Source organism: Janthinobacterium sp. 35, from assembly GCF_002754575.1.
GTDB lineage: Bacteria > Pseudomonadota > Gammaproteobacteria > Burkholderiales > Burkholderiaceae_D > Janthinobacterium > Janthinobacterium tructae.
Window position 1 is genome coordinate 60,508 of sequence record NZ_PEFN01000001.1, and the last position, 12,611, is coordinate 73,118.

The window sequence follows — 12,611 nt, forward strand, 5'->3', positions numbered from 1 at the left end:
TCCATGCCCCGTTTTTTTGATGACATGAAGGAAGCGCAATGCAGCAGCAAACCACTCTCCCCGCCGCCAGTCTTGGGCTGGCGGCTTCCCTGGCACTGGTGGCCGTGCTCGGTCCGGCCGGCATCGACATGTACCTGGCCTCGATGCCCGCCATGGCGCGCGAACTGCACACCTCGTATGCGAATGTGCAGCTGAGCCTGACCGTTTTCCTGCTGGCCCTGGGCGCTGGGCAGCTGCTGTGCGGGCCCCTGACGGACATGCTGGGCCGGCGCCGTCCGCTGCTGGCCGGCATCGCCGTCTACATCGTGGCGGCCATGTGGGCGGCGCAGGCAGATCAATTGACCACCCTGCTGCTGGCGCGTTTGCTGCAGGGCCTGGGCGCGGCGCTGACCTTGGTGGTGGTGATGAGCATGGTGCGCGACGTGGCCGATGGGGTTAAAGCGGCGCAGCTGTTTGCCCTGCTGATGACCATCGTGGGCCTGGCGCCCGTGCTGGCGCCCGCCGTGGGCGGCTTGCTCGATGCCCATTACGGCTGGCGTGCCGTGATGCTGGCTCTGGCCGCGCTGGGAGCCTTGACCCTGCTCAATAGCGCATTATTCCTGCCGGAAACGCTGCCCCGCGCCCGCCGCGTCTCGCCGCGCGGCCTGCACCGCACGTATGCGCGCATCGCGCTGGACCGCGCCTTCCTGCTGCCCGCGCTGGCCCTGTCCGCCACTTTCTTTTTCCTGTTTGCGTATATCGGCGGGGCGTCGCTGGTGTACCAGCGCGATTTCGGTCTGTCCGCCGGCAGTTTCGGCCTGGTGTTTGGCGCCACGGGCGTGGCCGTGCTGCTGGGCGCGATGGCCAGCGGCCGCCTGGTGGAAAGGTACGGCGTGGCGCGCCTCTGCGTGGCGGGCAGCGCCGCCATGCTGGGCGGCGCCGTGCTGGCCCTGCTGGGCGCCTGGGCGGGCTTCGGCATCGCCGCCGTCGTGCCAGGCATGTTCGTGGCCCTGTTTGGCCTGGGTATCGCGGAAGCGGCGCTGATGGCCATGGCCATGGGTTCGCAACAGCGTGCGCTCGGTTCCACGGCGGCATTGCTGGGCGCCATCCAGATGACCTTGTCGTCGCTGGCCACGCCGCTGGCGGCCAGCCTGTCCGAATGGGGGCCGTTGCCCTGGCTGCTGTTCTTGACGGTGGCCGGCCTGCTGGTATCATGGCTGACCCTGGCCACTGCGCGCGTCCATCCGGTCCATGCCAGCAGTCTGGGCGCGCACTGACGCTTCACCCAACCACTACCCTCATATGAAGAAACGCTCGGCCTCGGCCGATAACATCTGCGCCGTCGCCGTCGTGCACTTTTCGGAACATGGCTACGATGCCTCGTCCCTCAGCGACATCGCCGAACAGGCGGGCATGCGCAAGGCTTCGCTGTATTCGCACTTCGCCGGCAAGGACGCCCTGTTCCTCGACGTGTTTGCCGACGCGCTGGCCGAAGAGCAAGCCTTCATGGACGCCTGCTTCGCCGACGAGGCGGCACTGGCGGCGCCCGGCGGCCAGCAAGCTGGCGCCCTGTACTGCGACCGCATGGCCCAGCGCTATGCCGATTCAGCCCATTTGCGCTTCCTGCTGCGCACGGCGTATTTGCCGCCCGCCACCCTGCGCATCGAAGTCGGCACGGGCTATGAAGCCTTGCTGGCACAGTTGCAGCAACACTACGTGGCCAGCCTGGGCCGATTCGCGCCTGCGCTGCCTCCCCAGCGCGTCGCCCTGTACGCGCAAGCCTACCTGGGCATCGTCGACAGCCTGCATGTGGAACTGATCTACGCGGGCGGCGCCGCGCTGCAGCAGCGCCACGCGGCGCTGTGGCACATCCTCTCCGATTCGCTGGCGATGGCGGCGCAATCGGCCGATGCGCTATAGCTTACTGCCACACGCTGAACCGACAACCAGGTCTGACACAGGCCGCCATCGGCTCTGCGAAAGCGCCGCTTTGCCACCTTCAAATGTGGTACGGCTTGCTGGCGGATTTTTCGCCTGCGAAGTTCCGTTTTCGCCCCATAGCGGCCTATTAACAGCCAGGAAAGTTCATGAACTGAGGTCCTGCCGAGCGAAGTGGTTACCGCCGAAGTTTAGTTAAATGGTAGTGAATTTCCTTTTTCTCATCGAACGAAATGCGACCTGTATGAGAAATTTGAAATTCTCCGATACACATTGCGTCCGAACTAAGTGTCTTCCGCAAAGCCTCAATAAACGGTTCAGGGTCCAACTTCTTCTCTTTATGCGTGCTGGGTTTAGGCAGAACTCCAGTGCTGCTCGAAAGCACTTCGTTGAGCAATTGATATGCCATTGATTCTGGAACAAATGGTACCAAGGCAGGCGCAACAAATTCACATCTGTCGAGGCTGAGTCCATCTCTTGTCTTCGCAATATCATTTGGCAGCAGATGTACGTGCCATGGCAGTCGGCCAGTTGAGGAGTCGAAGACGGTAAACAGAGCAATTTCCTCTTTTCCTAGGAGGCATACCAGATGGTCGCGAGCAAGTTGAGTGAAGTCATCTAGGTACATTTCAAACTTGTACTGGCAATCGAAATCATGAGTAATTGAAAATGGTTGTGTCATCGCATGAAAATTCGCAGTGGCATAGACCGCCTTACCAGACATCGAGACCGCTCCAAAACCATATGTTGCGGAGCGTGTCTCCGAGATGTACGGGAACACGCACGCCATAGAGGCAGGTGGTCTGTAGTTTTGTTCGTCGTCATCATCACCGTATCGCGAAGAGCCACGAGAACTGTAGTACGCGTCGTTATTGGGATTGAGTTGATTGGACCGGTTGTCTGTGTCAGATTTGCTGGACATGAGGCTTCTCCTTGTATAGTGTCGAAAAACTCAGGTACGTAGACCCTTAAATAAATATCCTGCCAGCCCAGACTGGCCAATACCGTCGCCGTAAAACAGTCATCCTCCGGTTTCCAGACGTACTGAGCAGCAACATCGTGGAAGCTGGCTGAGAACCAGAGGTTTTTGGCAAGGCACACCACGCCAAAAATGGGTCAGGCATACGCGTGCACCAGTAGCAAGCCAGCCAGCGGAACGACGGCAAACAGCACAACAACGCCAAGGCATCCAGATCTGGAACCGGCAGGAGAAGCGCTACGCTCACGCTCGCGTGGCGCCCTGGCACGTACCCATTTGAGATGACAGGACTGGCAGAAGAATGTGGTTTTGTTGTTGCGCCAGGCTTCGATGGTTCGATCGGTATGGCGTGCAAGCGTGCCGCAACGGGCACATTCGAAATGTGTTTCTTTTGGCAATTTTTTTGAAAAGTACTTGCCGGCAAAGAACATGACAACAAGTCCCGCGATTACTGCCCCAACGATCAATTCCATAGACATGTGTTTTTCTGTATTTGCATCGTGTTCACCATGGCCATTTCCAGCCCATCAGCGTACCCGAGCATAACGGATTGCCAAGCAAGAAGAATCACACATTGTCACAGCAACGCGAATGGCCGCGTCCGGCCAAAACAAAGCCCACACCCACATTACACTTTGGAAACCTAAGATTTCTTCAGTTGACACCCTCGCAGCCCATCCATAAGATGCCCCCATTATTCATTTACGGAGTCCCACGTGGGTACTTGTTCTAGTGACAGTAGCCGATCTTGTATCGGTGATTGCCTCGGCAGCTAAACAGCAAGCAACGCGGAACTCTCTTTCCTCCGTGCCTTGCTGAGCAAGGTGCGGTGTCTCTCGCGGCCAGTCTGGCCGTGCGCCTCTCCCCCTCTTTCCGATCGCGACCGGCTACTGACCCGGATTGCCCGCCAGCACTATTGTGTCTTGGCGGCACGCAAGTCTTGCCTGCGGCTGCGCCGCCCGTCAACACCTCGCCGTGAAAGGAAGAGCCATGAATCTCTTCACCCGCTTATTCGAATCATTCCTGCGCAAGCGCCATACGGCCGGCCATTTCCGCCGCCGCGCCATGCCGCTGGAAAACAGTACGGCCCGCCCCGTGCCCGACCATCTGGCGCGCCAGTTGCTGGCCGCCGCCCATGAAGAACTCGACAGCGCGCTGAACCGGCTGCACACGCGGGCCGAAGGCTTGCGCGATGCCGAGGCGCAAGTGATCGGCGCACAAACGGGGCCGAATGAAGTCGAGCATGAAAAACCGCTGGCCTGGTACCAGCACCTGTGGCTGTGCTACAAGAATCCGTTCAACCTGCTGCTCACCGTGCTGGCGATTGTTTCCTACCTGACGGAAGACCCGAAGGCCACCATCGTCATCGGCACCATGGTGATTTTGTCGACCCTGCTGCGCTTCGTGCAGGAAGGCCGCTCGAACCGGGCCGCCGAGCGCCTGAAAGCCATGGTCAGCAATACCGCCACCGTGCTGCGCAATGGCCAGCAAATCGAGCTGCCCATCCGCCAGCTGGTGCAGGGCGACATCATCGTGCTGTCGGCCGGCGACATGATCCCCGCCGATTGCCGTTTGCTTTCCGCGAAAGACCTGTTCGTCAGCCAGGCCGCCATGACGGGAGAATCCTTGCCCGTGGAAAAGATGGCAGAACTGGCCGATGCCCATGGTAAAGACCCGATGGAGCTGGCCAATCTGCTGTTCATGGGCACGAATGTGATCTCGGGTGCGGCCACGGCGCTGGTCCTGGCGACCGGCAACCGCACCTATTTCGGCACCATCGCCACGCGCGTGACGGCCACCGAGCGCACGCCGACGGCGTTTGAAGCGGGCGTCAACAGCGTCAGCTGGCTGCTGATCCGCTTCGCCCTCGTGATGGCGCCGCTGGTGTTCCTGATCAATGGCTGGACCAAGGGCGACTGGATGGAAGCGTTCCTGTTTGCCCTGTCCGTGGCCGTGGGCCTGACGCCGGAAATGCTGCCGATGATCGTCACCAGCACCCTGGCCAAGGGCGCCGTGAAACTGTCGAAAAAGAAAGTCGTCGTGAAACGCCTGGATGCCATCCAGAACTTCGGCGCCATGGATGTGCTGTGCACGGACAAGACAGGCACCCTGACGCAGGACAAGATCGTGCTCGAGCGCCATACGGACGTGTTTGGCCAGCCCTCCGATGAAGTGCTGCAATTTGCCTACCTGAACAGCCACTACCAGACGGGCCTGAAAAACCTGCTGGACCGCGCCGTGCTCGACCATGTGGAATTGCAGACGGAAATGCAGCTGGCGCGCGATTACGTCAAGGTCGATGAAATCCCGTTTGATTTCGTGCGCCGCCGCATGTCCGTCGTCGTTTCCGAAAAGAATGACCACCATGAGCTGATCTGCAAGGGCGCCGTCGAGGAAATCCTCGCCGCCTGCAGCCATTTGCGCCTGAATGGCGTGGACGTACCGCTCGACGCCGTCCTGCTGGCGAAAGTGCTGGACACCACGCACGGCCTGAATGCGGAAGGGCTGAGAGTGGTGGCCGTGGCCGTCAAGGAAGTGCCGCCGCATAAAACCGTGTACGGCGTGGCCGATGAAACGTCGCTGACCCTGATCGGCTATGTGGCGTTTCTTGATCCGCCGAAGGAATCGACGGCGCCCGCCCTGCGCGCGCTGGCGGAACACGGCGTCACCGTGAAAGTTTTGACGGGCGACAACCACCTGGTGACGGCGAAGATTTGCCGCGAAGTGGGCCTGGCCGTGCATGGCGTGCTGCAAGGCCCGCAACTGGACGAGATGGACGACGCCACGCTGGCCCGCGCGGCTGAAGAGCATACCGTGTTTGCCAAGCTCAGCCCTCTGCACAAGGAGCGCCTGGTGCGCGCCCTGCGCGGCAATGGCCATATCGTCGGCTTCATGGGCGACGGCATCAACGACGCGCCCGCCCTGCGCGCGGCCGACATCGGCATTTCCGTCGATTCGGCCGTCGATATCGCCAAGGAGGCGGCCGACATCATCTTGCTGGAAAAGAGCCTGATGGTGCTGGAAGAAGGCGTGCTGGAAGGCCGGCGCACCTTCAGCAACATGCTCAAATATATCCGCATGACGGCCAGCTCGAACTTCGGCAATGTGTTTTCCGTGCTGGTGGCCAGCGCCTTCCTGCCGTTTTTACCGATGCTGCCGCTGCACTTGCTGGTGCAAAACCTGCTGTATGACGTGTCGCAGATCGCCATTCCCTTCGACAATGTCGACGCCGAACTGATCCAGAAGCCCCTGAGCTGGAACCCGCGCGACATCGGCCGCTTCATGGTGTTCTTCGGTCCCATCAGCTCGATCTTCGACATCAGCACCTTTATCTTGATGTGGCATGTGTTTGGCGCGAATACGCCTGAGCAGCAAACCCTGTTCCAGTCCGGCTGGTTCGTCGTGGGCTTGCTGACGCAAACCCTGATCGTGCACCTGATCCGCACGCCCAAGCTGCCCTTCATCGACAGCATCGCTTCCGTGCCCCTGCTGGTGGCCACCACCCTCATCATGGCCGTGGGTGTGTTCCTGCCGATGGGACCGCTGGCGACTTACTTCAAGCTGCAAGCCTTGCCACTGGGCTATTTCCCCTGGCTGCTGGGCATTCTCGTCTGCTACACCGTGCTGACGACGTTCATGAAACGCGTGTACCTGCGCAAATTCGGCTGGCAATAGTATGATGAGCCGCTCTTCCACCCACACAAGGCGCGCATGAGCGGCTCTCCCTCATCTCCATCAAAATCGAAACGCACGCAAGCCCTGCTGCTGTCGGCCCTCGTCTTTCCCGGCAGCGGGCATTTCCTATTGAAACGCAAGGCGCGCGGCTGCCTGTTCCTCGTGCCGGCGCTGGTCGCGCTGGTGCTCGTATTGCGCCAGATCATGGCACGTTTGGACCAAGTTATGGCACAGATCGACAGTGGCGCCCTGCCCCTCGACGTGCAGCTGATCGTCGAGAAAGTCGATGCGCTGTCCGCCAATGACGGCCCCGCCATGACGCTGGCCGTGAGCGTGCTGGTGGCCTGCTGGATAGGCAGCCTGATCGATACCTGGTTCCTCAAGCCATGACGGCGGAAGCGCAGGCGCGAAAACTGCGCAAGGAAGCGAAGATGCAGGCGCGCCGCGCGCAGCTGGCGCTCAGCCGCCAGGACGATGGCGGCCCGCTGGCCTGGCGCGGCTGGTTCGATGGTTCCGCCCATCCGAACCCGGGCAAGCTGGGCATAGGCGCCCTGCTGCTGGGGCCGCATGGCGAGCGCATCGAAGTGAGCCAGGCGGCCGGTTATGGCAGCAGCAGCGACGCGGAATATGCAGCCCTGATCGCCGTACTGCGGGCGGCGCAGGCCGTGCGCCCGCCGCCCGAGCAATTGCTGCTGTTCGGCGACAGCCAGGTGGTGATCAACGATGTGCTGGAAACGACGCCGGTCGGCGCCAAGGGGCTGGAAATGCACAGGGCCACCGTAGTGGCCCTGCTGGAACAATTCAACGATGTGAGCTTGCGCTGGCTGCCGCGCCACAGGAATGGCGAGGCGGACCGGCTGTCGCAGCTGGCGATTGCCGGCTTCACCCCAGAGGCTTAAATACCGGGGTCGTACCCTCAGGGTACGACCCCAGCCGTTACGGGGTAAGCAACTTAAGCGGCGCGGCCGATCCGCAAGCTAGCCTTGGCTTCCTTGCCTGCCGGACGTTTTACACCCTTCAAGCCGCTGACACTGGCCTGCTGTCCATTCAATTTGAACACGCTGACCACTTGCGCCAGGTTGTGCGCCTGGTGCTGCATCGATTCGGCGGCGGCCGCCGACTCTTCCACCAGGGCCGCATTTTGTTGCGTCACGGCATCCATCTGGCCGATGGCGCGGTTGATCTCGTCGATGCCCACGCTTTGCTCGCTGCTGGCCGCCGTGATTTCCGTGATGATGTCGCTCACGCGCTGCACGCTGTCGACGATGTCGTTCATGGTCGAACCGGCCTGCGCCACCAGCATGCTGCCCGCGTTGACTTGCTCCACGGATGCACCGATCAAGGTCTTGATCTCTTTTGCAGCCGAAGCCGAGCGCTGCGCCAGGTTGCGCACTTCCGAGGCCACGACGGCAAAGCCGCGGCCCTGCTCGCCTGCGCGCGCCGCTTCCACGGCCGCATTCAGGGCCAAAATGTTCGTCTGGAAGGCGATGCCATCGATGACACTGATGATGTCGACGATCTTGTTCGACGAGGCATTGATCGATTCCATCGTGCCCACCACTTGCGCCACCACGGCGCCGCCCTTGACGGCCACTTGCGCCGCCGACGCCGCCAACTGGTTCGCCTGGCGCGCATTATCCGCATTCTGTTTCACGGTGCTGGTCAGCTCTTCCATCGACGAGGCTGTTTCTTCCAGCGAACCGGCTTGCTCTTCCGTACGGGAAGACAGGTCCTGGTTGCCGGCGGCAATCTGCGTCGAGGACGTTGCGATGCTGTCCGTGCCGCTGCGCACTTCGCCGACGATATTGAGCAGGCTGGTGTTCATGTCCTTCAGCGCTTGCAGCAATTGCCCGGTTTCATCCTTGGCGCTGGCATCGATCTGCGCCGTCAAGTCGCCATCGGCCACCTTGCGGGCAATCTCCACGGCCGTGCGCAGCGGGCGCACGATGCCCATCGTCAAGACCCAGGCGCACACGACGCCAAAGCCCAGTGCCAGCGCGGCCAGCGCCAGCAGCAGGTTGCGGCTGGTCTTGGCGACGGCATCGATCTCGCGCGCGGTGGCGTCAATGCTGGCGCGCTGGTGTTCCAGCATGTTCATGATGACTTTCTGGTACTTCGTCGAGCCGGGCACGAACACGGCCTGGAAGGCCTTTTCCGCTTCTTCCGTCTGGCCGGCCGCCTTCAGCTTCGAGACTTGCTCACGGGAATCCAGATACACCTTGCGCATTTCGCTGACCTGGCGGAACAGTTCCGTTTCTTGCGGGCCGGAAATCAGGGCTTCGATTTTCTTTTGCAATTCACTCGAAACGACGGACGACTGTTTCGCTTCTTCCGCAAAATACGGTCCCAGCGAGGTGTCGGCGCTGCGCACGATGGCCGTGGTGCGGCGGATGCCGCTGTCGATCTTGCTGTACCAGTCGGAAATATAGCGTTCCTTCGCCAGCGGCTGCTCCATCATGGTGCGCGTGGCGGTGGCCACGTCGTGCAAACGCCAGACGCTGATGCCGGTAATGACCAGGGAAAACAGCAAAATGACGGCAAAACCCAGGCCGAGCCGCACACCAATACTGACGTTTCTTAACAAATTCATGTGAATATCCTGAAAAATCGGAACCAGACTATATAAAAGGAGCTGAAAGCTGCGGCTGCACGGGGCAGCCGCAGCGGCATTCAGCGTCCGCCGAGGCGCAAGGCAGTGTGCGGCGCTGCCGGCTGCTTCAGCGTGCTCGCGCCACTTACCTTGGCCTGCTGGCCATTGAGCTTGAACACGCTGACGACTTGCGCCAGGTTGTGCGCCTGGTGCTGCATCGATTCGGCGGCAGCAGCCGACTCCTCCACCAGCGCCGCGTTTTGCTGCGTCACGGCATCCATCTGGCCGATGGCGCGGTTGATCTCGTCGATGCCCACGCTTTGCTCGCTGCTGGCCGCCGTGATTTCCGTGATGATGTCGCTCACGCGCTGCACGCTGTCGACGATATCGTTCATGGTCGAACCGGCTTGCGCCACCAGCATGCTGCCCGCGTTGACTTGCTCCACGGACGCGCCGATCAGGGTCTTGATCTCTTTCGCCGCCGAAGCCGAGCGCTGCGCCAGGTTGCGCACTTCCGAGGCCACGACGGCAAAGCCACGGCCCTGCTCGCCTGCGCGTGCCGCTTCCACGGCCGCATTCAGAGCCAGGATATTCGTCTGGAAGGCGATTCCATCGATGACGGCAATGATATCGACGATCTTGTTCGACGAGGCATTGATCGATTGCATGGTGCCCACCACTTGCGCCACCACTTCGCCGCCCTTGACGGCCACTTGCGCCGCCGACGCCGCCAATTGATTCGCCTGGCGCGCATTGTCCGCATTCTGTTTCACGGTGCTGGTCAGCTCTTCCATCGACGAGGCTGTTTCTTCCAGCGAACCAGCCTGCTCTTCCGTACGGCTCGACAAATCCTGGTTGCCGGCGGCAATTTGCGTCGAGGATGTCGCGATGCTGTCCGTGCCGCTACGCACTTCGCCGACGATATTGAGCAGGCTGGTGTTCATGTCCTTCAACGCTTGCAGCAATTGCCCAGTTTCATCCTTGGCGCTGGCATCGATCTGCGCCGTCAGGTCGCCATCGGCCACCTTGCGGGCGATCTCCACGGCCGTGCGCAGCGGACGCACGATGCCCATCGTCAACAGCCAGGCGCACACGACGCCAAAAGCCAGCGCCAGCGTCGACAGCAATAACAGCAGGTTGCGGCTGGTGCTGGCGATGTCATCAATCTGGCGCGCGGTGGCGTCGATGGTGGCGCGCTGGTGCTCCAGCAAACCGTAGACCATCTTCTGGTACTTGGCGGCGGCGGGCACGAAGGTTTTTTCAAACACTTCGTTGGCGGCCTCGGACTGGGACTCGCCCTTGAGCTTGTAGACCTGGTCGCGCGAGCCGACATACACTTCGCGCAATTCCAGCAAACTGGCGAACATGGCCTGTTCTTTCGGGTCCTTCAGCAACGCCGCGATCTTCTTTTGCAGGACAGCCGAGCTGGCACTCGACACTTTCGACTCTTCGGCGAAAAAGCCGCTCAGCGAGGTGTCGCTGCTGCGGGCGATGGCGATCGTGCGCCGCACGGCGCTGTCGATGCGCGTATACCAGTCGGAAATATACCGCTCCTTGGCCAGCGGCTCTTCCATCATGGTGCGCGTGGCGCTGGCCACGTCATGCAGGCGCCAGACACTGATGCCGGTGATGATCATGGAAAACAGCAAAATGACGGCAAAGCCCAGTCCCAGACGGACCCCGATGCTGACGTTTCTTAACAAATTCATGTGACTATCCTAATATCCTGAAGAGAGGCCCTGCAGCCAGCGCCTGGAACAGCATGGCGGACGCCGCCAAATCTGTCCCGCCAAGTAAACTGGCGCACGGTTCGGTTGAACCGTGCGCCAGGAAAATGCGCTAGCGTGCTCCCTGCGGAAACGATATGCAATACTTAATGTCAATAGTTTTTGACAATATGCAGGGAAATTCTCTTCACTGCGGCATTACGCCGCCAGTTTCTCGATCAAGCCCATGTCGGCGCTGGACATCAGCTGGTCGATATCGACCAGGATCAGCATGCGCTCGTCGATGGTGCCCAGGCCGATCACATATTCCGTATTGATCGAGCGGCCCATGTCCGGCGCCGGCTTGATCTGTTCCGGCATCAGGGTCGTGACGTCGGAGACGCGGTCGACGACCATGCCGACCACGCGGTTGCCAATATTGAGGATGATGACGACGGTGAACTGGTCATAGCTGGGCGTGCCCAGGTTGAACTTGATGCGCATGTCGACGATCGGCACGATGATGCCGCGCAAGTTGACCACGCCCTTGACGAACTCGGGTGCGTTGGCGATGCGGGTCGGCGTTTCATAGCTGCGGATTTCGCTGACTTTCTGGATGTCGATGCCATACTCTTCCTGGCCCAGGGTAAAGGCCAGGTATTCGGCAGCCTTGGCAACGGTTGCGCCAGTGTCGCTGGAAATGGTGTTCATGATAATCCTTTCGTTAACTCGCCTGGGGCGCAGGCCAGGACACGCTGTACGCGAGCCTGGACGTGACGAGCCATCCACAATGCAATGAATGGCCGCCACTTGTATGTTTTTTGCAAATACTTTCTAGCAATTAGCTTATGTTTCTAATTTCCGTGCGGCAATGTTACCCCATGTAAATTTTACATGCACTAAAAAAGAGCGATCCCCGGGCTGATGCTTTCCCAAAATGCACTTATGTGGCAAATGCGGCACGCCGGGGCGCCACGCTCCCTGCCACCTGTGGCGGCGTTTTATGCCACACTGGCGGCCCCTGCTTTTTACGACCTTGAACCATGGATTCTTTGCTTTCTCAATGGCAACCACGCCTGCTGGCACTGGCCACGGCCGGCCTGGGCGACGACAGCGCCCACGACATCAACCACCTGCAGCGCGTCTGGCGCAACGCCGCCGTCCTGCTGCAAGACCATGCGCAGGCCGACGCCCTCACCGTGATGGCCGCCTGCTATCTGCACGACCTGGTCAACCTGCCGAAAAACCATCCCGAACGCCACCTGGCCTCGCGCCAGGCAGCCGCGCTGGCTTGCCGCCAGCTGGCGGAACTGGATTTTCCGGCAGAAAAACTGGCCGGCGTGGCCCACGCCATCGAAACGCACAGCTTTTCTGCCAATTTGCCGCCGCACACCATCGAAGCGCGCATCGTGCAGGATGCCGACCGCATCGACGCGCTGGGCGCCGTGGGACTGGCGCGCCTGTTCTATACGGCGGCGCGCATGGATAGCGCGCTGGCGCATGGCGCGGACCCGCTGGCGCAGCATCGTGAACTCGACGACAAGGCCTACGCGCTCGACCATATCGTCACCAAGCTCGACAAGCTGCCCGGCAAGATGCAGACGGCGGCGGGCCGCGCCCTGGCCGAACAGCGCCTCGCCGTGCTGACGGATTTTCGCGCCGCCTTTGCCGACGAATGGGGAATGCGCGCATAAGCTTGGTGGCGATAGCCAGCGTGGCTCATGCTGTCTATAATGCAAGCCTC

At 61.0% G+C, this 12,611-nt stretch carries 11 protein-coding genes; 6 read left to right on the top strand and 5 right to left on the bottom strand.

Annotated elements, in window-relative coordinates; translation table 11 throughout:
• The first annotated feature begins 38 nt into the window (after positions 1–38).
• Together CLU93_RS00295 and CLU93_RS00300 are read left to right on the top strand one after the other, a co-directional pair.
• Positions 39–1,256, top strand: a complete 1,218-nt coding sequence (locus tag CLU93_RS00295) for a Bcr/CflA family efflux MFS transporter (protein WP_099759519.1) — start codon at positions 39–41, stop codon at positions 1,254–1,256.
• 25 nt (positions 1,257–1,281) lie between these two features.
• The gene (locus CLU93_RS00300; protein ID WP_099759520.1) at positions 1,282–1,899 is read left to right on the top strand and encodes a TetR/AcrR family transcriptional regulator; all 618 of its coding nucleotides are present in this window, start codon (positions 1,282–1,284) and stop codon (positions 1,897–1,899) included.
• 196 nt (positions 1,900–2,095) lie between these two features.
• Here CLU93_RS00300 and CLU93_RS00305 read toward each other — a convergent pair whose 3' ends face one another.
• Together CLU93_RS00305 and CLU93_RS27760 are read right to left on the bottom strand one after the other, a co-directional pair.
• Positions 2,096–2,839, bottom strand: coding sequence for a hypothetical protein (locus CLU93_RS00305; protein ID WP_099759521.1), 744 nt, complete (start codon positions 2,837–2,839; stop codon positions 2,096–2,098).
• Between the two features lie 194 nt (positions 2,840–3,033).
• Positions 3,034–3,375 carry a hypothetical protein gene (locus CLU93_RS27760; protein WP_143451679.1) on the bottom strand — a complete coding sequence of 114 codons (342 nt, stop codon included), beginning with the start codon at positions 3,373–3,375 and terminating at the stop codon, positions 3,034–3,036.
• Positions 3,376–3,886: 511 nt separating this feature from the next.
• Here CLU93_RS27760 and mgtA point away from each other — a divergent pair.
• The 3 genes from mgtA to CLU93_RS00320 are packed head-to-tail and all read left to right on the top strand — an operon-like array spanning position 3,887 to position 7,470.
• Entirely contained in the window at positions 3,887–6,571 is a 2,685-nt protein-coding gene (gene mgtA / locus CLU93_RS00310) for a magnesium-translocating P-type ATPase (protein WP_099759522.1), read from the top strand.
• Positions 6,572–6,607: 36 nt separating this feature from the next.
• Positions 6,608–6,961: a DUF6677 family protein gene (locus tag CLU93_RS00315; RefSeq protein WP_099759523.1), complete on the top strand. Its 354-nt coding sequence runs from the start codon at positions 6,608–6,610 to the stop codon at positions 6,959–6,961.
• Positions 6,958–7,470: a ribonuclease HI family protein gene (locus tag CLU93_RS00320; RefSeq protein WP_099759524.1), complete on the top strand. Its 513-nt coding sequence runs from the start codon at positions 6,958–6,960 to the stop codon at positions 7,468–7,470. The genes CLU93_RS00315 and CLU93_RS00320 overlap by 4 nt, the downstream gene beginning before the upstream one ends.
• Before the next feature lie 53 nt (positions 7,471–7,523).
• Here CLU93_RS00320 and CLU93_RS00325 read toward each other — a convergent pair whose 3' ends face one another.
• The 3 genes from CLU93_RS00325 to CLU93_RS00335 form a co-directional block, all read right to left on the bottom strand.
• On the bottom strand, positions 7,524–9,161 hold the full coding sequence (locus CLU93_RS00325) for a methyl-accepting chemotaxis protein (RefSeq protein WP_099759525.1): 1,638 nt from the start codon (positions 9,159–9,161) through the stop codon (positions 7,524–7,526).
• Between the two features lie 80 nt (positions 9,162–9,241).
• Complete coding sequence (locus CLU93_RS00330; protein WP_099759526.1) at positions 9,242–10,870, bottom strand: methyl-accepting chemotaxis protein; 1,629 nt, start codon at positions 10,868–10,870, stop codon at positions 9,242–9,244.
• A 216-nt stretch (positions 10,871–11,086) separates the two neighbouring features.
• Positions 11,087–11,578 carry a chemotaxis protein CheW gene (locus CLU93_RS00335; protein WP_035818113.1) on the bottom strand — a complete coding sequence of 164 codons (492 nt, stop codon included), beginning with the start codon at positions 11,576–11,578 and terminating at the stop codon, positions 11,087–11,089.
• Between the two features lie 332 nt (positions 11,579–11,910).
• On the opposite strand from CLU93_RS00335, the gene CLU93_RS00340 reads away from it, so the two are divergent.
• Entirely contained in the window at positions 11,911–12,561 is a 651-nt protein-coding gene (locus CLU93_RS00340) for an HD domain-containing protein (protein ID WP_099759527.1), read from the top strand.
• Positions 12,562–12,611: the final 50 nt, after the last annotated feature.

Excerpts from the sequence above, each read along its gene's own strand:
- CLU93_RS00325 (WP_099759525.1), bottom strand. The coding sequence starts at position 9,161 with ATGAATTTGTTAAGAAACGTCAGTATTGGTGTGCGGCTCGGCCTGGGT.
- CLU93_RS00300 (WP_099759520.1), top strand. The coding sequence starts at position 1,282 with ATGAAGAAACGCTCGGCCTCGGCCGATAACATCTGCGCCGTCGCCGTC.
- CLU93_RS00315 (WP_099759523.1), top strand. The coding sequence starts at position 6,608 with ATGAGCGGCTCTCCCTCATCTCCATCAAAATCGAAACGCACGCAAGCC.
- CLU93_RS00295 (WP_099759519.1), top strand. The coding sequence starts at position 39 with ATGCAGCAGCAAACCACTCTCCCCGCCGCCAGTCTTGGGCTGGCGGCT.
- mgtA (WP_099759522.1), top strand. The coding sequence starts at position 3,887 with ATGAATCTCTTCACCCGCTTATTCGAATCATTCCTGCGCAAGCGCCAT.
- CLU93_RS00330 (WP_099759526.1), bottom strand. The coding sequence starts at position 10,870 with ATGAATTTGTTAAGAAACGTCAGCATCGGGGTCCGTCTGGGACTGGGC.
- CLU93_RS00320 (WP_099759524.1), top strand. The coding sequence starts at position 6,958 with ATGACGGCGGAAGCGCAGGCGCGAAAACTGCGCAAGGAAGCGAAGATG.
- CLU93_RS00335 (WP_035818113.1), bottom strand. The coding sequence starts at position 11,578 with ATGAACACCATTTCCAGCGACACTGGCGCAACCGTTGCCAAGGCTGCC.
- CLU93_RS27760 (WP_143451679.1), bottom strand. The coding sequence starts at position 3,375 with ATGTCTATGGAATTGATCGTTGGGGCAGTAATCGCGGGACTTGTTGTC.
- CLU93_RS00340 (WP_099759527.1), top strand. The coding sequence starts at position 11,911 with ATGGATTCTTTGCTTTCTCAATGGCAACCACGCCTGCTGGCACTGGCC.
- CLU93_RS00305 (WP_099759521.1), bottom strand. The coding sequence starts at position 2,839 with ATGTCCAGCAAATCTGACACAGACAACCGGTCCAATCAACTCAATCCC.